13 protein-coding genes and 6 pseudogenes are annotated in these 18,034 nt (G+C 60.1%); 11 read left to right on the forward strand and 8 right to left on the reverse strand.

Going from position 1 to position 18,034, the window contains the following annotated elements; translation table 11 throughout:
* Positions 1 to 57: 57 nt before the first annotated feature.
* Positions 58 to 717 (forward strand): annotated as a pseudogene (locus ACSQ3Z_RS35115) (leucine zipper domain-containing protein); the annotation flags it as partial.
* A 217-nt stretch (positions 718 to 934) separates the two neighbouring features.
* Here ACSQ3Z_RS35115 and ACSQ3Z_RS35120 read toward each other — a convergent pair.
* A pseudogene (locus ACSQ3Z_RS35120) lies at positions 935 to 2,231 on the reverse strand (IS110 family transposase).
* A 148-nt stretch (positions 2,232 to 2,379) separates the two neighbouring features.
* Here ACSQ3Z_RS35120 and ACSQ3Z_RS35125 point away from each other — a divergent pair.
* Both ACSQ3Z_RS35125 and ACSQ3Z_RS35130 read left to right on the forward strand, forming a co-directional pair.
* Positions 2,380 to 2,634 (forward strand): annotated as a pseudogene (locus ACSQ3Z_RS35125) (integrase core domain-containing protein); the annotation flags it as partial.
* A 70-nt stretch (positions 2,635 to 2,704) separates the two neighbouring features.
* A complete protein-coding gene (locus ACSQ3Z_RS35130; RefSeq protein ID WP_436175791.1) occupies positions 2,705 to 4,411 on the forward strand; it encodes a peptidoglycan-binding domain-containing protein in 1,707 nt (568 codons plus the stop codon).
* A gap of 34 nt (positions 4,412 to 4,445) precedes the next feature.
* On the opposite strand, the gene scpB is transcribed toward ACSQ3Z_RS35130, so the two are convergent.
* Complete coding sequence (scpB, locus tag ACSQ3Z_RS35135; RefSeq protein WP_436175692.1) at positions 4,446 to 5,150, reverse strand: SMC-Scp complex subunit ScpB; 705 nt, start codon at positions 5,148 to 5,150, stop codon at positions 4,446 to 4,448.
* A gap of 2 nt (positions 5,151 to 5,152) precedes the next feature.
* Complete coding sequence (locus ACSQ3Z_RS35140) at positions 5,153 to 6,046, reverse strand: DUF1403 family protein (RefSeq protein WP_436175693.1); 894 nt, start codon at positions 6,044 to 6,046, stop codon at positions 5,153 to 5,155.
* A gap of 532 nt (positions 6,047 to 6,578) precedes the next feature.
* Here ACSQ3Z_RS35140 and ACSQ3Z_RS35145 point away from each other — a divergent pair.
* Genes ACSQ3Z_RS35145 through ACSQ3Z_RS35160 form a run of 4 tightly spaced genes read left to right on the forward strand, consistent with a single transcriptional unit; the run spans position 6,579 to position 9,530 of the window.
* Positions 6,579 to 6,872 carry a DUF2604 domain-containing protein gene (locus tag ACSQ3Z_RS35145; protein ID WP_199201282.1) on the forward strand — a complete coding sequence of 98 codons (294 nt, stop codon included), beginning with the start codon at positions 6,579 to 6,581 and terminating at the stop codon, positions 6,870 to 6,872.
* Positions 6,865 to 7,482 (forward strand): putative metal-binding protein, encoded by a 618-nt coding sequence (locus tag ACSQ3Z_RS35150; protein WP_097577013.1) that lies wholly within the window; start codon positions 6,865 to 6,867, stop codon positions 7,480 to 7,482. The genes ACSQ3Z_RS35145 and ACSQ3Z_RS35150 overlap by 8 nt, the downstream gene beginning before the upstream one ends.
* An 8-nt stretch (positions 7,483 to 7,490) precedes the next feature.
* Positions 7,491 to 7,967 carry a Mov34/MPN/PAD-1 family protein gene (locus tag ACSQ3Z_RS35155; protein WP_244748463.1) on the forward strand — a complete coding sequence of 159 codons (477 nt, stop codon included), beginning with the start codon at positions 7,491 to 7,493 and terminating at the stop codon, positions 7,965 to 7,967.
* Positions 7,968 to 7,970: 3 nt separating this feature from the next.
* Complete coding sequence (locus tag ACSQ3Z_RS35160) at positions 7,971 to 9,530, forward strand: E2 ligase fold family C protein (RefSeq protein WP_199201279.1); 1,560 nt, start codon at positions 7,971 to 7,973, stop codon at positions 9,528 to 9,530.
* A gap of 49 nt (positions 9,531 to 9,579) precedes the next feature.
* Here ACSQ3Z_RS35160 and ACSQ3Z_RS35165 read toward each other — a convergent pair whose 3' ends face one another.
* Positions 9,580 to 10,698, reverse strand: a complete 1,119-nt coding sequence (locus tag ACSQ3Z_RS35165) for a DUF3363 domain-containing protein (protein WP_436175694.1) — start codon at positions 10,696 to 10,698, stop codon at positions 9,580 to 9,582.
* An 871-nt stretch (positions 10,699 to 11,569) separates the two neighbouring features.
* Between ACSQ3Z_RS35165 and ACSQ3Z_RS35170 the strand changes: the two are divergent.
* Positions 11,570 to 11,976 (forward strand): annotated as a pseudogene (locus ACSQ3Z_RS35170) (RNA polymerase factor sigma-54); the annotation flags it as partial.
* 56 nt (positions 11,977 to 12,032) lie between these two features.
* The gene (locus ACSQ3Z_RS35175) at positions 12,033 to 13,259 is read left to right on the forward strand and encodes an MFS transporter (protein WP_436175779.1); all 1,227 of its coding nucleotides are present in this window, start codon (positions 12,033 to 12,035) and stop codon (positions 13,257 to 13,259) included.
* 616 nt (positions 13,260 to 13,875) lie between these two features.
* Here the strand turns inward: ACSQ3Z_RS35175 and ACSQ3Z_RS35180 are convergent.
* Both ACSQ3Z_RS35180 and ACSQ3Z_RS35185 read right to left on the reverse strand, forming a co-directional pair.
* Positions 13,876 to 13,987, reverse strand: a pseudogene (locus ACSQ3Z_RS35180) (nitrogen fixation protein NifQ); the annotation flags it as partial.
* A gap of 119 nt (positions 13,988 to 14,106) precedes the next feature.
* Positions 14,107 to 15,012, reverse strand: a complete 906-nt coding sequence (locus ACSQ3Z_RS35185; RefSeq protein ID WP_006328916.1) for a LysR family transcriptional regulator — start codon at positions 15,010 to 15,012, stop codon at positions 14,107 to 14,109.
* A 43-nt stretch (positions 15,013 to 15,055) separates the two neighbouring features.
* Here ACSQ3Z_RS35185 and ACSQ3Z_RS35190 point away from each other — a divergent pair, with 43 nt between their 5' ends.
* Positions 15,056 to 15,211, forward strand: coding sequence for a hypothetical protein (locus ACSQ3Z_RS35190; protein ID WP_272481108.1), 156 nt, complete (start codon positions 15,056 to 15,058; stop codon positions 15,209 to 15,211).
* Positions 15,212 to 15,246: 35 nt separating this feature from the next.
* On the opposite strand, the gene nolL is transcribed toward ACSQ3Z_RS35190, so the two are convergent.
* A complete protein-coding gene (nolL, locus tag ACSQ3Z_RS35195; protein ID WP_436175695.1) occupies positions 15,247 to 16,368 on the reverse strand; it encodes a nodulation factor fucose acetyltransferase NolL in 1,122 nt (373 codons plus the stop codon).
* Positions 16,361 to 17,008: pseudogene (locus ACSQ3Z_RS35200) on the reverse strand (hypothetical protein). Before ACSQ3Z_RS35200 ends, nolL begins: the two are co-directional and overlap by 8 nt.
* Before the next feature lie 76 nt (positions 17,009 to 17,084).
* Between ACSQ3Z_RS35200 and ACSQ3Z_RS35205 the strand changes: the two are divergent.
* Positions 17,085 to 18,029, forward strand: coding sequence for a LysR family transcriptional regulator (locus ACSQ3Z_RS35205; protein ID WP_436175696.1), 945 nt, complete (start codon positions 17,085 to 17,087; stop codon positions 18,027 to 18,029).
* The last annotated feature ends 5 nt before the right edge of the window (positions 18,030 to 18,034 follow it).

The raw sequence follows: 18,034 nt of genomic DNA on the forward strand, positions 1-18,034 counted from the left end.
CGGACCGAACCGAGGAGACTGGAGTTACCAGGCTTCAGCACTCATCGGAGGGTCCGAATGAACATCCACAAGAATGCCCGTCTCACGCCGCTGCGTCGAGAGGAGATGGCGCTTTCGGTGATAGAAGGCGCCTTTTCCAAAGCCGATGCGGCGCGGACGTATGGCGTGTCGGCCAAGATCGTGGCTCGTTGGGTCGAGCGCTACAGGGCCGAGGGTAGCAAAGGCATGGTCGACCGCTCGTCGCGGCCCACCCATATGCCACAGGCCACCGTTGCGTTGATCGCCGAGCGCATCATGGCGCTGCGGCGGCAACGTTGGACCGGCAAGCACATCGCCCATGAGGTCGGCGTCTCGCCCGCCACCGTTAGCCGCGTTCTCAAGCGTGCCGGACTGTCGCGGTTGCGGGATATCGAACCGGCCGAGCCGATCCGACACTACGAGCGCGAGCATCCCGGCGAGATGATCCATATCGACATCAAGAAGCTCGGTCGTTTCGAGCGCATCGGTCATCGCATTACCGGCAAGCGCACCGGCAATGCCAGCTCGCGCGGCAGCAGTTGGGAGTTCGTCCATGTCTGCATCGACGACGCCTCCCGCATCGCCTTCTCGCAGATACTGCCCGATGAGAAAAAAGAAAGCGCCATCGCCTTCCTCAAGGCGGCGGTCGCCTACTACGCCAGCCTCGGCGTCGCGATAGCCCGCGTCATGACTGACAACGTCCTAAGAGCGGAAGGAAATGGAGCAGACGGTCAAAGTCTCTCTGTGCGTCAGCATGCTCTCGCCGCATGACGCTCGTCAAGTTGGATGGTCGAACCAGGCGGCTTCCACCGGCAAGGGAAAAGGTCTCGTCCATAGCAAACACAGGGTACGCTGATTGCGGCCCTCACCGTCCTCAACACGAGCTTCTGATCCAAGTGGAAGACCCGAACATTATCTAAAGGGTCATCGTTTGCGATGCCCTCACGGCCCTAACTGACAGAGGTTCTTCCACCCGGTACCCGCCCTTCAACGAAGGGCCGGTAGTCTGAACCGCTCTTGACGACGGCGTGCACGACGCGGGCCATCTTGGCGGTAATTGCGGTCATCGCCTTGCGACGCAGGTCTGGATTGTCGCGATCCCTCGCGATGTAGCGCTCGAACTTGTGCCTGAAGCCATTCTCGCGCTGACGGATGGCAACCTGTCCCGCGATCCACAGGGTACGGCGGAGCCTGGCATTGCCGAACTTGGAAAGCCGGGTCTGGCCGCGATATTGACCAGACTGCTGCGTCGAAAGATCCAGTCCGCAGAATTTGAGAAACTGGCGATGGTGGTGGAAACGGCGTAGGTCACCAGCCTCGGCAATAATCGTCAACGCATTGATCGGCCCGATGCCGGGTATCTGTCGCAGGAGCTGGTAATCCTGGCTGTGTCGCAGCAGTTCATCGGCCTGTTCTTCGATCTCATTGCGCTGTCGGATCAGGCTTCGTGCTTCGGCGACAACCATCCGGAACATACGAATGGCGGGGGCATCAAGTGGCAACGGGAGTCCGATCGAGGTGCGCGCCGTCTCGTAAATATCCATGAGAATCTGTGTCTTGCTGACTTTGCGGCCGACGACATCCCAAGCTGCTTTTACGAACTCGTCCTTCGTCAGCGCCATCATGCTCGCCGGTGTCGGGAAGGCGTCGAGGAAAGCGAAGAACCAATCGCTGCGGCTGTTTCCACGGAAGCGATCGATCTCGGGGAAGTACAGCGGCAGATAGTGCGTCAGGATGCGGTGCTGGATCTCGGTCTTGGCCTTTGCGATCGCTTCATGCGTCTTCGACAGCTCCTGCACGTCGTTGATTCCGGCGCGCAGCGGATCGTGATAGCGCTGGGTCGCCTGGATCTTCAGCATGTGCAGCATCACCTGTGCATCCTTGGGATCGTTCTTGTCCCAGCTGTTGTGCAAGGCCTCGCGGGTTCGGGCCAGCGCCAGCGACGAAATCAACCGTACCTCGAAACCTGCCTCGGCCAGGCGCCATGCAATGGGTCGGTGATAATTGCCCGTTGCTTCAAATCCGCAGACCACGCGCCGATCATACGCCTGCAGAACCTCGATCAGCCGATCATGCTCGGCACGATTGTTGAGGACCTGCAGCCGGCGCCGGCGGCTATGGCTTGGACCTTCGATCAGGACTTCGTTGCGCACCTTGGCGATATCGATCGCTACCAGCACGACATCGGCAGGTATAGAATTGGAAATGGTCATGGTCGGTCTCTCCGGAATGGGTTGTGACATTCACATTCTAGAGAAACTTTGACTGGCCATGGCCGCCTCGAGCGGTGCGCGCCCGCAGCGAAATGCTGCGCGCACCGCTGTCTCGGCTGCCGCCGCTCCTTCATTCCGTAGGTGCTACGGCTCCTGCTACAGATCGAAGGCCTTCGCTAAGGCCTGCCGCGATCTCGGCCTCAAGCATGTCAGGACAAGGCCTTACACGCCCAAGACCAATGGCAAAGCCGAGCGCTTCATCCAGACAGCACTGCGCGAATGGGCCTATGCCATCGCCTATCCGACTTCAGATCATCGTGCCGCAGAGTTGCCGGTCTGGCTGCATCGCTACAATTGGCACCGTCCCCACGGGAGCCTAAAGTCCAAAACACCTATCAGCCGAGGCCATCGCTCTTGCGCAATCCTATGCGCCGACATTGGGGCCGACACTTGTCCTTCACAGCCGGAACGGCGTGTTTGCTGTCGTGGCCGGGACGCTTTACCAGGACAAGGCGAAGGCGAACCTGACCGCGCTCAAGGAACTGCACATCATCCCTCAGGATTCGTTTCTCTCGCGCGGGGACGGTCTGGATGGATTGATCTGGATGTCCTACCAGAGGGGAGCCTCTTTCGACTTCGCGACCCAGCCCAACTATCTGAGGCTCGTCCAAAGGCTCCAGGCGGCGATGTCCAAGCTTGGCCTATATTCCGGCCCTGTGGACGGCCTGATTGGGCCAACGACCGTTAAGGCCTTCAGGTCATACCTTGCGCGTTTCGACCTGCAGCCGGGTGCAGTTCTCACCGACTACAGCCTGGCCGAGATCGAACGTAACGCCGGCGACGGCTTCCACAGCGACGAGGAGCGAAACGCCGCCCGCGCGCTCGGCTATACGGACGCGCAGAGCTTCAACGATGCAAGGTCCGGCGGCTTTACCTCGGCTAGCGCATTCGCGCAGGCGAAGAACATGGGTTTCACGACGCAGAGTGACTACGATGCCGCCGTGTCAGGCGGCTTTCGCAACCGCGATGAATACCAAAGTGCCCAGACAGGTGGATTCACGGCAGCCAACGAGTATCGAGCGGCCGTCCAGCTTGGCATACAGACAAACGCGGAACTGGTCGGTTATCGCGCATCGGGATTTTCCGATCCTGCCGCGTTCCGCGATGCCAAACAGAAGGGCTTTGGCGACAAGGCCTCTTACGACAAGGCGGAGGCCCGCAAACTGAAGGCGGCGAGAACCTCCGCGACGGCACTGCTCTCTGATGCCGAGACATTCCTGAAGCTGAACCCTCAGACCTCGAACCTCGTCGAGATCGCCGGTCAGGCCGCCGCGCTGAACACGCAGGTCCAGACAGATTCCACCGATGCGCTGGACAGTTCGGCGTTGCGGCTGAGCAACCTGCTCATGGCCGTGCCGGGATATTCCGAGTTTTCGGCGTCGAGGGACAAGGAGCGCGCCCGGGAAATTGAAAAGCGGAAGGCCGAAATCTTCGCCGAGCTACAGGCCGAACGTCAGGCGCTCAAGCATTGGATGAGCAGCCATCTGACATCGGCAAAGCTTCCCGAGGTCGTTCAGGAGGTGAAGGCGCTCGACGAGATCACCGACACGAATGACCTGGACACGCTGGCCGATGCACGAGAAGCCGTGCGCGCCATGATCGCCAGGCAGGCGCTGGCGGATGAACTGGATACAGGCAAGGCCGCTGACAGCCAGTCGGGAAGCGGAGCCAGCCAGGAAAGCGACAGCGCGACTTATGCGGTCACAGACTTGAACAAGGCCCTCCTTCGCGGCCCGCTGGAGGACGTAGTCGTCCTCTACAACGCAGGCCCGAAGGCGCCTTCGCTCCTGCGCACGATATCGGGCCAATTTTCTCTGACGAAGAATCAAGCCTGGATCTGCCTACTCGGTCCTCAAAGAACGCCTGCCTTGGATAAGGCCCTGCTCGAGGCCATCGACCCGATGGGAGGCAAGGCAATAAACGTCAGCTCGGACTGCGGGGCGGGCGGCCTTGAAAGCGCCGACCTCTTCATGTCCAGCGCAAAACCTTCCTGGAGGCCCCGCCAACGCTTCAAGCGGCCTACCTCGAAGCGATGGAAGCCAAGACGATCCGCGTGTTCGATCCTACCTGCAAATCTCATTCAGACCGTCGAGGATTGGCTCCCCTCCATAGCGCGCTGAAGTAGCTCCGAGGCGTCGGCACCCCCGGAGGTCCTCACCGCCCTTCTTGCCCAACCTGTCCCTCATCCCCATCGGAAAAGTCGGGCATGATGTCGCCAGCCAGCAGCTTCTCCTTCGACAGCAGCCCGGCGTCCTCGAGCATCTCGAAATCCGGCAGCTGGCGCAGCGTGTCGAGCCCGAAATGCGACAGGAAGTTTTTGGTCGTCACATAGGTGTAGGGCGCGCCCGGCTGCGGCGAGCGCGGCCCCGAGGCGATCAGATCTTGCGCGCGCAGCACGCCGATCAGGTCGCGCGACACCTCCTTGCCGAAGAAGCTCGACAGCTCACCCCGGGTGATCGGCTGGAAATAGGCGATGCACATCAAAACCAGAGCCTCCGCTTGCGACAGTTCTTTTGCCTCTTTTGCCCCCTCGCCCGCTGCCGTGCCGAAGGCGGCGCGGATGGCGTCGCCAAAACCTTTTTTGGTCCGGTGCTGCCAGCCGCCGGCGACCGCGACCAGCTCATAGGGGCGGCCGGCGAGCTCGGCGCGAATGTCGTCGATGATCAGCTCGACATTGCAATTTCTTCCCACCACCCGCGCCAGCACACTGCGTGGCACGGGTTCATTTGCCGCAAAAATCACCGCTTCGACGCGGCCCATCCATTCGCGCCAGCGCAGCTCCGGCGGCAGGTGGTCCAGTTCCGTGTCGAGCAACGCCGGCTGTTCGTTTGGCTTGCGGCGGGCAGACGCTTCGCTCATCGCTAAAGCCCAAACAACCGAAAGCTGGTGCGGCCGGAGAGCTCGCGCACGACATCGAGTTGCTGCAGCCGGTCGAACAGGCGCCGCGCCGCAAAGCGCGACAGGTTCTTGGTCGTCAGCGAGCCTGAAACGGCTTCTTCGTCGAGCAGTCTTTGGATCACCTCGCCCGCCCCCTTTGCCCTGAGCTTCGGTGCGACGGCGATGAGCCGCTCCGCGCGGGGCGACAACTCGGCGGCCAGCCGGCAGGACTCCGCCGCGGCGTGAACCAGCGCCAGGCAAACCGCGCGCTCAAACCCTTTTTCGCCGGGCCGGATGCGCTTGCCGCCGGCCTCGCGAAAGGCCGGACCAAAGGCCTGCGCCATCAGGAGCGGTAGCGGCCGCGGCCAGCGCAGGCTTTGCGCCAGCACCAGGTCGGCCAGCCACCAGGCAAAAAGCTCGGCATCGGGCCGCATGGCAACGACGTGGGCGGCGATCGCCGCCGCGGCGAACGGCGCCGGCCGCCCCGAGCGCGGCAGGTCGTCAATGTGTTCACAAAGCGCGGCCAGCGCCTCGACATCCCAATGGAGACCCAGCTGGTCGACGATCTTTTCGAGCTGATCGGCGCTGGCAACGGGCGGCTGCCCGGCCAACTGCCGCCAGGCGCCAAGGATGGCGCCGGCGGGGCCGGGATCGGCGCCGGGCGGGCGCAGGTGCCAGGCATCGCGCAGGGCGGCCTCGTCCTCTGAGCGGCCGGCGAGCCGCATGCTGGCGGCGGCGCATCTCAGCGCCAGCCGCTGGCGCCAGGCGCCGGCCCAGCTGGCTTGCGCGCGGGCCAGCGTGTCGAGCGCGCTCAGGGCGGCGCCGGCCTGGAAGGCGGCGTCGGCGTCGCTGGTATCGCGGCCGGGCGCGAGCGCCACTCACGTCAATCCGGACAGTCCCGTCTTCTCGTCGCGACTATCCCGGTACCCGGAGTTGGTCACGGCGACCTGCTTCCGAGCCACCTTTCGAATAGGCCGAGCTCGGATCACCAACTCTAAAGCTCCGCGTGATTGCCTATTCGATAAACCCTCCGTCAAGATTGCAGCGGCTAGAAGCCGCCGCAGCCGAACCGTCACAGCGTCCGCCCAATCGAACCTGAAATCATACCGGCCGGCGGACTTGCACGGGGGCTGTCAGTGGAGCAGGCGCGTGAAAGAGCACATGAAATAGGTGTATCGCCAATATTTTCGTATTGCTCTAATCGATTATAGTTGTGAAGCGCAATTTCAGCCCGTTTACTTGCCGCTCAAGTCACGCATAAAAGAAGGTAGCACCGATTCGGTAGCTTATCCCCTGTCTTTTGCGTACTCGCGGCCCGTGGCGCCGAGTGGACGATTGAAGATCGCCGGTCTCACTAGCAGGTGGGCACAAGCGCCTGGGGCCGGTTGGCAAGCCACAGGAGTAGGACAAATGTCGAAGGATTCGGGTAAGGGCGATCACGGCGGCGGGCCAGGCAAGATTGAGATCACGGTGGTGGTGAACGGCCAGCCCACGCAGGTCGAAGCCAATCCCAACCAGCCGCTTCACGTCGTTCGTGCCAAAGCCCTTGAGAACACGCAGAACGTCGCCCAGCCGGCCGAGAATTGGGAATTCAAGGATGAGGCCGGCAACCTGCTCGACGTGGACAAAAAAGTTGGCGATTTCGGTTTCGCGAACTTTGTGACCCTGTTCCTCAGCCTGAAGGCGGGTGTAGCAGGTGCCTGAAATCCAGACTGTGGACCCTGCGGTCTCGCGAGCGAAATTCGATCGGCAGATCGGCTGGTTCCAAACACAAGCGGGCGCTTACCGGGCTCAGGGTTGTTTCCTGATCGAGGCGAGATTCCCTACTGCCTTCTTCATCTTCGCACCGCCCAAGATAAGGCCACAGATAATCGGTGCAGCTGTCGAGATCGACTTCTCCAATTACGACCTCCGACCTCCGTCGGTAGTCTTCGTCGACCCCTTTACCCGCCGGCCGGTTGCCCGCAAGGATTTACTGCTAAGTATGCTCAGACGACCGCATCTACCCGGAACCCCACCGGATATGATTTCGGTCCTCATGCAGCAGAAAGCTCTGTCGCTATCGGACTTCCTCCAGGCCAACAGTGCGGAACATACGCCATTCCTGTGCATGGCAGGCGTCCGGGAATACCACGACAATCCAGCCCATTCAGGTGACTCATGGCTTCTCCACCGGGGTTCTGGCGAAGGCTGTTTGGCCTTTATCCTGGACAAGATCATCAAGTACGGGACCGGCCCCGTGGAGCAGATACAGTATCAGTTCCAAATCTCAGTGGGAGCGATGGTAGTACCCCCATCCGCCATTCCGGAATGAGCGTTTTGATGGATGTAACGGCCGTGACGCTCCCGCGCCACTGTATCTCGACTGTGCATGCGCATCTGCGCTCGGTTGGTCGCGAAGGCAATGAGGGGATGGCGCTCTGGGTCGGCGTTCAGCAAGACCAGCATTTTGCCGTAACAGAGACCGTTATCCCGGCGCAGCGTCACATTCGGACGGGCGATGGTGTTTGCGTGATGGTTCCGGCCGAGGAACTGCACCGGCTTAATGTCTGGCTCTACAATAGCGGCCTGAAACTCTTGGCCCAGATCCATAGCCATCCGGGCCGAGCCTACCATTCGACGACCGACGATGCTTATGCGGTTGCTACCACGGTTGGGTGTCTGTCGCTGGTAGTGCCGAATTTCGCCCGCGAGCCTTTCGATTTTGCTCGAGTCGCCGCCTATCGGCTCGACGGAAAAGCCAACTGGAATGCGCTCCCTTCCGCGGCACTGTCGCGAATGATCACAATAACGAGTTGAACAATGGCACTCGCTAACTTCATCGACCGCGCCGCCACGGCGGCATCTCAGGTCCTAGCCGATTTTCATCTGGAGGACTTTAAAGCAGCTCTTGAAAAGCAGGTCGTGGCCGTCGCCTTTGACGATCAAGCCGCTTCCTGCGCCGAAGGCCAGGCGACACTAGATCTTGCGGTGAGGTTGCTCGCCAGGCTCTATCCAGTTCTGGCGATACTCCCGCTGGGCAGCGCGGCAAGCTCTCAAGCCCAAGCGCTGGAGCGCTTGGCAAAGTCGATAAATCCAAAAGTTGGCATCCGGCGTTCCGGCAAGTCTGCCACCATCTGCGTAGCTGCAGGGCTGACGCGCCCACCACTCCGGTGCCCGACCTTTTTCATGGGATCGGAAGGTTGGGCGGCAAAGCTGTCGCGTACGGACCCGGTGAGCTCCGGCTCGAGTTTGCTGCCCTATGGAGCTGGCGCCGCCAGTTGCTTCGGCGCCGCCAACGTCTTTCGAACCATCTTCGCCGCTCAGCTGACCGGCGCCGAGTTAGACGAAACCATCGACCTCTCGTTATACAGTTACGACAAGACCAAAGCCGGCGAGGCAGGCCCGATCGACATACCTGTCGACCTTGGCGAAACGCACCTCGTTGGGCTCGGTGCGATAGGCCATGGCTCGCTTTGGGCGCTAGCGAGACAACCCGGTCTCACGGGTCGTCTGCATGTAATCGATCACGAAGCAATCGAACTCTCAAACCTGCAGCGCTACGCCTTGGCCGGCCAGGCGGAGATTGGCATGTCCAAGGCGGTTCTTGCAGCCACCGCCCTTAGATCGACGGCCCTTGGGGTCGAGGCGCACCCGCTGACGTGGGCAGAATATGTTGCGCGCCAGGGCGACTGGGTCTTCGACCGAGTGGGTGTGGCGCTTGACACCGCCGCCGACCGTCTGGCGGTCCAAGGTGCTCTGCCCCGATGGATCGCGAATGCCTGGACGCAGGAGCACGACCTCGGCATCTCGCGGCACGGGTTCGATGACGGCCAAGCTTGCCTTTGTTGCATGTACCTGCCGTCCGGGAAATCCAAGGACGAGCACCAGCTGATTGCCGAGGAACTCGGAATACCGGAAGCACACGAGCAGGTGAAAACGCTCCTGCAGACCAATGCCGGAGTTCCCAACGACTTTGTAGTTCGGGTGGCTACAGCGATGGCTGTGCCGTTTGAACCGCTAGCCCCGTTTGTTGGCCAGCCCCTGCGTTCCTTTTATCAGCAGGCTATCTGCGGCGGTCTGGTGTTCCAGCTCAGTGATGGAAGTCGCCGCGGTCGAACCGTGGTTCCGATGGCCTTCCAGTCAGCGCTTGCCGGGATTATGCTTGCCGCCGAGCTCGTCAAACATAGCGCGGGTTTTCCCGTGGGCCCGACGACGAGCACTCGGGTGAATCTTCTGCGCCCACTTGGCTCCCACTTGCACGATCCGAAGGCCAAGGATTCCAGCGGCCGCTGCATCTGTAGCGATGACGATTTCATTGCAGCTTACAGGCGCAAATACGGCAAGAGCGTCGTACAGCTAAGCGATGTCTCCGCCGCCTAAGCAGACGCGCGAATGTCTCCGTTGCCGCCGGGCGGCGATGTGCGCGCCACTACGAAACGCTATGTCCGCTCCTCTGCCGTCCGAGGGTCCATGAGATAGCCTCCCCACGCGCCACACCGGAAACCTCCTTTCCGATGTACCGATCAAGCACCGGCCTCCACGGCACGAGCGTGAACTCGCGCGACTTCTCGATCACGGCATATTTGCCGCTGGCAAGCTCGACCGATCGGCGCAGCGTGCCTTCTATTCGTTCTCCAGGCTGCGCTTCGGCATACGAGAGACCGAGCTGATCCGACAGCTGGCCGGCGACACGGTTCAGATCGCGCTGGCGCAGGATCGAAATCATGTTGGCACGATAGACGACCCGGTCCTGTTCTTCGTGCGCGAGGCCTTGCGCGATCAGCCACTGCCGCCGACGGGCATGCGCCTCCCGCACCTCATGCCCGAAGCCTGAGTTGCGCAACGGCTCCGGTCTCTCGGCAACCAGGTTCCGGTCGAGCCAGGTGGCGCCTTCGAAGCTGACTTGGCGTTCCAGCGGCATTGATGAGAGCTTCTCGACTATCACAGGCTCGACCCTGGCCCGCAGGCGCTCGTATTCCGCGACACGATCGAGATGATCCGGCGCGATGATCCAGGTGCCATTCGGCTCGCGCTCCACGCCGCCGGTGGAGCGCCGGATCGCCTCCAGCCGGCGGATATGCGTCTCGGCAAAGCTTTCGGTGGCGAACGCATCATGCTTGAGGTGCATATCGACGCTGTAACGGCCGCCGTGTGCGGTAGCGATGTCGGCGATTGTACGGTCGACTTGCCTGGGCTTGGTATCCCTCGACGTGACACGCACGATGCAGCCGTCGGGCGTCGGTTCCGTCAACTCGCCTTTGCCGATGTCTATCCAATGGCTTTTGCCGTCAACGCCGTCGACGATGAGGTAATGCCGATCGTTGATTTCGTCGGCGAGCCCGCGCGCGACGAGGCGGCCGACGACCGGTGGGGAGGGCTCTTCACGTCGATCGTGGACAAGGTAATCGGCGGCACTGCGAGCGAGCCCCTTGCCAGTCAGCTCGCGGTGCATGGTCTTGATGATGTCGCCGCGTTCGCCGGTGCGGCGCAGCGTGGCTTCCAGCTCATCATCCAGGCGCCAGCGGACCGGGTCGACCTCCTCGGCCAAGCCCAGCCGCCATGCGCCATGGTTAGCGTTGTTCGTAGCGGCGCGGCGGGCACAGCTGAGCCCGCATCCGAAGTCGACGAGGAAAGGGTATTGCTCCACCGATTTCCGAAGAAGGCCACGGGTCGCAATTGCCCCTGCGGGCCGTGGCGATCTTTTGGTCGCGCTTGCGACATTCTTGTCCGCCTTCGGGACACAACAATGTTTTCGGATAGGCGCGCACGAGGGAGCAGCCCAGCCGGAATCGATCCTCTCCGCGTGGAGACCGGCGCGCCGTGATGAAGAGCTCAAGGGTGTCAAAGACCTTCCTCGACAGGGGGAACAGCAACAGCGCGATGGTAGAGGCGCGACGGCCGCGTCTTCGCAAGTTGCCAGCCTGCGCACGCAATTACACGCTAGAGACAAAGCCTTACGCGGTCGATCAGTGCCCGCCGGCGTGCGGCAATGCATCGGCTAGGCCCGTCGGGAACGGTTTTCGTCTTCCCTAGCCGGTGCGGTAGTTCTGACTACTCCGACAGTACAGCACCTTTGCTCGGTCCGGATGACCAAGCGATTGTGCGGCGCGCGCGGTCTCGGTCAAGGCACCGCGCCCTGCTCAAGCCGACAGGGCTTCGGCAAAAGATAGTCCGATTCGGTGCCCCCAAGTGAAATGGCATAGCGCTTGCTGTTATCCGTTAGAGCCCACCAAAGCACGTAGAAAGCTATGAACAGAACCATGGCAAAAACGCGAAGTTCCAAACAAGCGCCCAAGGAGACCGTGCACATTGGCGCCGAACGTCCCCTCCAGACGTCCCTCCTCCGGTATCTGATTTGCGATGGCTGGTTCGAGACTGACGGAGCCGCGGCGCTCGCCCAATTGTCGCTTACCCGCCTCCGCCAGGAGGATGCCTTTTTTGGAACACGGCATCGACCAAGTGCGGCCTCTCGGGCCCAGGACTGTCGTCGACGCGATCAACGTGCATCAGGCGACGGTAAGCCGGGTGACGTCGAACACATACATGCAGACGCCGCGCGAAGTGTTCGAACTGAAGTATTTTTTCACCGTCGCGAGCGCGTCCTCCCAAGGTGGCGACGCGCGGTGCCCCCCGAAGCTGGCCGCCATCGGATCAAGGCGACAATCGCCGACGAATCGCAAGATGACGTGCTTTCCGACGACGACATCGTCGTCCGGCCCAAGGAAAGGGCCATCGATTTGCGCGCCGCACCGTCACAAAATATCGCGAAGCGATGAACATCCCCTCGTCCGTGCAATGCCGCAGGGAATGGCGCTTCTGGCGTTAATGCGGGTCAACGCAGCAACCCGAGTTTGCAGCACATCCAAACTGGAGACCCTGTTGATGACCGAATCCGCTACGGGCTTCATGGACGGAGTTCTGCATGACCCAGAACAGCCAGATCAACGGTCTGGTCCCGCATGGGGTGCAGTCATTTCGCTTGCCTTAGGCACCTTTGGGCTTGTGACGGCAGAGTTTCTGCCTGCCAGCGTGCTGACGCCGCTCGCGCATGATCTCTCTATCACCGAGGGTGCAGTTGGACAGGCGCTGACAACGACCGCCATCGTGGGGGCGATCTCGGCGCCGACGATGGCCGTCATCACAAGGCCCCTGGACCGCAGGATCGTCATATGGGCGATGACGCTGCTGCTGATCCTGTCGAACGTTCTATCGGCCGTCGCGGGGTCGCTGCCGGTTCTCCTAGCCGCCCGCGTCGTGCTTGGCATAGCACTCGGAGGGTTCTGGTCGATTTCGGCAGCGCTGGCGATGCGGCTCGTTCCAAGTCACCTCCTGCGGCGCGCCATGTCGATCATCCTCACCGGCGTTACCTGCGCTACCGTTTGCTCGGCTCCAATCGGCGCCTATGTCGGCGATATCTGGGGATGGCGAACCGCCTTCATGATCGCTGCGGTCGTCGGCGCCGTTACGCTGGTAGTGCAACTCATAACCATTCCGAGGCTGCCTCCGATTGGAGTGGCCAGCTTCCGCAGTCTGCTGGATGTGGCCAAGAATCCGATGATCAAAGTCGCGATGTTGGTCGTCCTGCTGGTCGCTTCCGGGCACTTCGCCGGCTTCACCTATATCCGCGCCTTCCTTGAGAAGTTTCCCGCGCTTGATATCGAGACGATCTCGCTCGTGTTGCTCGCCTTTGGCATCGGCGGCTTCTTCGGCAATTTGGCCGGCGGATTCCTGGCCGAGCACAGCCTCAAGGCAGCCGCGGCCCTGCCGCCCCTGCTCATAGCGATGGCCACTGTCTCGTTGCTGACGCTGGGAGCATCGGCTTGGGCCACGGCGATTGCGGTTACCGTATGGGGCTTTGCCTTCGGTGCGGTGCCGGTGGGACTGCAGACATGGATGGTGCTGCACGCCGCTCCCGAGCAGGCCGAAAGCGCCGGTGGGCTGATGGCCGCAACGTTCCAGGTGGCCATCGCAGCGGGCGCGATTTTCGGCGGACTGCTGATGGACAATGCCGGCGTCACCAGTTCCCTTGCCTACAGCGCCGTTGCCTCGTTCCTCGCCGCCCTGATAGTGTTCTTGCTCGGCCCGAAGCGCGAAGCTCAGACCACCTGACAGAGAGGCCATCAGTGCAGCGCGGGAAAGATGCAATCATCAGCCGCGCGGTGCGATCCTACGCACGATTTTTGGCGGTTGCCGGCCTCACTCCGGGTGATCGGACGCTGTTGTCCGGTCGATTTCGACCGGCGGGGGCGTTTCGAATTATGGTGCCGACGAGAGAACCTAAGAGTGCCGGACCGAACCGGACCGCCTCGCCGTCGACCGCTCTGGCATGGCGACAATGTCGCTGCAGTGTGGGTACAACCACCTGAATTCTGAAAGATCCTCCAACAGGCGAGAACACGCTACGTGGCCACAAAGGCCGCTGCTAACGGTCAGAACGTGCGGTCTATGCGGCTTTGTCTGCGGCGAGCATCGGGCGGATCGCGCGCCTGATCTCTTACATGAAGCTCGGGGCCGAACATGCCCCGCAGCTTCTGATACGGCCCGAAATAGAGGATCGTTCGGCGATATCGTAGTTGTATTCACCAACTGTGATCCAGCCGCGATTGAACGTCGACAGCCCCGCGCGGCGGCTTTCCAGCGGCGGAATCTCAAGCGCCGCCTGCCCTTGGTAAGGCGGCTTACCGGAAGTCGGCAGGACGACGAGACGAGTTATCTCACGCTCAGGATCCCGGCAATTCGGTGCGGCGCATGGCGAAAACCTTCAGCCTCGCATAGCTTGCGGTAAAGTACTTCTTCCACTTCATGTTTTTGGTGTTGCCGGCTGTCAGCGTGGGAAACACGTGGCACGCCGTCATGCAAAATCATCGAATTTGAGTCAGACCCAATTTTGCACGCCGGTTCGCACCCGTATGAGGCGCTGAGTAAATCGAGACTAAGACCAGGAGTGCCCGCGACTTCACATGCGGGATGCCTCCTGCAACATTATCTGCCGCATCCAGATGCTTGCCGGATCACTGTTGTGAAGGGTGGGCCATTGGACGGCCTCGGTGAACGTGGGTAGTGGCCGCGGAAGTTCGATGATCCGCAGGGGGAAGGTTTTTTTGAAATGCTGAACCAGCCGGAAGGGCATGGTCGCTATACGAGCTGTGCCTGAGACCATCGGCGGGATCATGCTAAAGGCCTGCACGACGATCTCGACACGTCTCTTGAGACCATGCTCAAGCAAAAACTGTTCTTCGATGGATGGCATCTGGGCACCGCCGACCCTGAACGCAATGTGCTTCATCGACACGTATCTCTCGAATGTAAGCTGCCGTGGCAACTGCTTGTTCGTGGGGCAGCCCACGCACACGAATGTCTCGTCGAACAGCGCCGCTCTTGGATGGGCGCTCGACATGAAAAATTCCGGAAGAATCACAAAATCGACGTCACCGCGCCGGAGAAGCTCATCGGGGTCGTGGTCGAGCGGCCGCAATTCGAAGCTGACGGCGGGTGCTTCGCGTGCAACCCGCTCCACGACCTTTTCAAAAAACACGAGTGTGGCGAAATCGGAAAGAATGATCCTGAAGCGGCGATCGGATTGAGCCGGATTAAACGGATCCCAAGAAATAATCGAGCATTGGATGTGCAGGAGTGCGCCACGAACTGCGGGGGCGAGTGTTTCCGCACGCGGGGTTAGAACACGTTCGCGGCCGCTCATCGTAAACAGTTCATCGTTGAAATAGTCGCGCAGCCGGGCGACGGCCGCGCTCATGGCCGGCTGACTAAGGTTGATGCTGCTTGCCGCGGCCGTGAGGTTGCGCGCGGTCAGCAGTGCGTCGAGCACGACGAGAAGGTTCAGATCAAGGCCTTTGAAACGCATGCCTCATCTGTCCGTAACGTGGTTGTTTGTCATCGTGACCATTATGGGCGCTCGTTTACGGTCCCACTCAGAGGTGTTGTGTCCCGACCTGCCGCCCGCGCGCGTGGAGGACGTGCTCGTCGTAGTTATGGGGATAGCGCGGCCGATGAGCGAATGGCCGACCGGTACAACAGTCGATCGGATAGGTCCGGAGCTATGAAACATGTCGATTACAGATGCGAATTTTTCACGTGGCTAATTGATTACAGATTGAGATTTGAGCAGACTTGGGCGTGGCGGCGCTCCGACAACGATCCGCGACACATATCCGAGGTTGCGCGCAATACTGCGAATTGCCATCGCTATGACGACAATCGCCACTCCAAGCACAGTTGCGAAGGCGATTCTGGTCGTGAGATTCCAGACTTCTCCAAACTGTATCAAATCCATGAGGCGAAACACGGCACCCTGGACCAGGTAAAGCAGCAGCGTGCTCTGACCAAGCTGCACCGCGACAAAGCGGCCTACTCTAGTCGAATAGACAAGTCTCCAGCTTTGGAACATAGACTGCATTGCTACCGCAGAAGCCGCTAAAGAGCCCGCGAACATCAGGAAAACTTGTTTAGCTGACTGTTCATCATGAATTAAAACGAGATTGTTGTAGGCATAAGTCTCCTTGCCCCACCCGAGGAAGCATATGAAAGCCGCTATCGAAAGTAAGACAACAAAAATCGATTTGTAACGCCAGATGACGCCATTCTGCCATCCGATCGGCTGGGCAAACAGGAACCCTAAACAATAAAATGGGTAAGTGTATTTTAACAACGGGGTTATTGATAACGTGATGGGTGTGAATGCGACCGCAATTGCAGATGCGCTTATGATCCATATCGATAGACGGTTGAAAGTTGTAAGAACTCTAATCAGAATGAACGAAATAAATGCCGCCCATATGAACCAGTATGTTCCAATAACTTCTGTCGACAAGTCCAGCAATGTTTCGGTTAAACTCTTCGTCGGAAAAATCACTACGGACTTTAACGTCCAAATCAAAATACACCAAAAAAGCATTGGCAGTATTAGCTGCACTGCCCGCTCACCGACACCTTGGGTGAACGATTTTCGCAAAATTGCCCCAGAAGAAAGATATCCGCCTATCGCCATAAAGAGAGGCATATGAAACATGTAGATCGACTTGAAATACGGCGACAGCCAGAAAGCGTCGGTGCCCTGGTAGATTAAATATTGTAACAGGTGCCCAATTATCACCAATGTAATGAGTATACCTTTGGCGAAATCAAAGCTTAGGTCTCGGTTGTTTGTCCCTGCTGGGCACGAGCCGCGTCCCTTCGCTCCGGCTCTTATGTGATCAAGCATCAGACTCCAGCCTATCTGTTGCAGTTGCTACTTGCCGTTTCTGGGCACGGCGAGCGCGGTGCAAAGGATCGAAAATCACGCGGATCGCGGCGTGGTATGGAGGGCCGATTGGCTGCAACCGAGCGGACAAAATCCCAGTGCCTGATCGCAAACCTCGAGCGCATTGGCGGTCGCGATCATGTGTGGCGATGCGAACGCCCGGCACTATGGTCGTCTGGCCGTCTCTGCAGAACCTCTCAAGATGGTTTCGCAGCGGGTGCCGAACCATGCCAAAAGCGAATGGAATGCCACGCTGCTGCAGCACCGGACGCATGACGCGGATAGAATGGCTCATTCCGAGTCTCTCAAGATCCGGGTGCATCCTGTACGATCCGAGTTCGCCTACCAAGAAATCAACCTCGCCAACCGTGAAGAAATGGCGCAGCAGGTCCTAGTGAGCTGCTACGCCGTGCACATCAGAGCCGATTGCGCGAACCTTCGGCCCTGCACCGGCCCAGCTACTACCGCCTGAAAGCCCCTGTCGCCCATGGGCCTTTTGGAAGAAGGCGGAGAGTTCGACATGACCGGCTACTTGCAAGTCATTTCCCAGCACACGCTGCAGAAGCAGTGGCGTGGTCGGGCGCATGCCAAGTGCGGTCATCTATGCAGCGCCCTGGAAGTTTGGTAAAATCGATTGTTTAGATCGCGAGCATCCACGCTATGGATAAGTGAAAGCCATGCGCTTCAAAGGCCTTGATCTGAACCTTCTCGTCGTGCTCGACGCACTGCTGACCGAGCGAACCCTCACGGCGGCGGCAAGCAGCATCAACCTTAGTCAGCCGGCCATGAGCGCGGCCGTCGCCCGGCTGCGCGACTATTTCAACGATGAACTGTTTACGACGAGCGGCCGCGAACGTGTTCTAACCCCGCGTGCGGAAACACTCGCCCCCGCAGTTCGCAGCGCACTGCTGAAAATCCAGTGCTCGATTATCTCTTGGGATCCGTTTAATCCGGCTCAATCCGATCGCCGTTTCAGGATCATTCTTTCCGATTTCGCCACACTCGTGTTTTTTGAAAAGGTCGTGGAGCGGGTTGCACGCGAAGCACCCGCCGTCAGCTTCGAATTGTTGCCTATCGACGACGACCCCGATGAGCTTCTCCGGCGCGGTGACGTCGATTTTCTGATTTTTCCAGAATTGTTCATGTCAAGTGCCCATCCAAGAGCGGCGCTGTTCGACGACACGCTCGTGTGCGTGGGCTGCTCCACGAACAAGCAGCTGCCACGGCAGCTTACATTCGAGAGATACATGTCGATGAGGCACGTTGCGGTCAAGTTCGGGCGGACGCTGAAGCCCTCCATCGAGGAACAGTTTTTTCTTGAGCATGGTCTCAAGAGACGTGTCGAGATCGTTGTGCAGGCCTTTAGCATGATCCCGCCGATGGTCTCAGGCACAGCTCGTATAGCGACCATGCCCTTCCGGCTGGTTCAGCATTTCAAAAAAACCTTTCCCCTGCGGATCATCGACCTTCCGCTGCCACTACCCACGTTCACCGAGGCCGTTCAATGGCCCGCCCTTCACAACAGTGATCCGGCAAGCATCTGGCTGCGAGAGATATTGCTACAGGAGGCGTCTCGAATGACTTCTCCGGGGGACGCCAAAAGGCGCCCCAGGCAGCCCTAATTTAC

Origin of the sequence: Mesorhizobium sp. LjNodule214 (assembly GCF_964252735.1) — a bacterium.
Lineage (GTDB): Bacteria > Pseudomonadota > Alphaproteobacteria > Rhizobiales > Rhizobiaceae > Mesorhizobium.

Bases quoted from the DNA above. Each gene is read 5' to 3' on its own strand.
- ACSQ3Z_RS35145 (WP_199201282.1), top strand. From the start codon at position 6,579: ATGTCGAAGGATTCGGGTAAGGGCGATCACGGCGGCGGGCCAGGCAAG.
- ACSQ3Z_RS35205 (WP_436175696.1), top strand. From the start codon at position 17,085: ATGCGCTTCAAAGGCCTTGATCTGAACCTTCTCGTCGTGCTCGACGCA.
- ACSQ3Z_RS35185 (WP_006328916.1), bottom strand. From the start codon at position 15,012: ATGCGTTTCAAAGGCCTTGATCTGAACCTTCTCGTCGTGCTCGACGCA.
- scpB (WP_436175692.1), bottom strand. From the start codon at position 5,150: ATGAGCGAAGCGTCTGCCCGCCGCAAGCCAAACGAACAGCCGGCGTTG.
- ACSQ3Z_RS35160 (WP_199201279.1), top strand. From the start codon at position 7,971: ATGGCACTCGCTAACTTCATCGACCGCGCCGCCACGGCGGCATCTCAG.
- nolL (WP_436175695.1), bottom strand. From the start codon at position 16,368: ATGCTTGATCACATAAGAGCCGGAGCGAAGGGACGCGGCTCGTGCCCA.
- ACSQ3Z_RS35175 (WP_436175779.1), top strand. From the start codon at position 12,033: ATGACCGAATCCGCTACGGGCTTCATGGACGGAGTTCTGCATGACCCA.
- ACSQ3Z_RS35155 (WP_244748463.1), top strand. From the start codon at position 7,491: ATGGATGTAACGGCCGTGACGCTCCCGCGCCACTGTATCTCGACTGTG.
- ACSQ3Z_RS35190 (WP_272481108.1), top strand. From the start codon at position 15,056: ATGGGCGCTCGTTTACGGTCCCACTCAGAGGTGTTGTGTCCCGACCTG.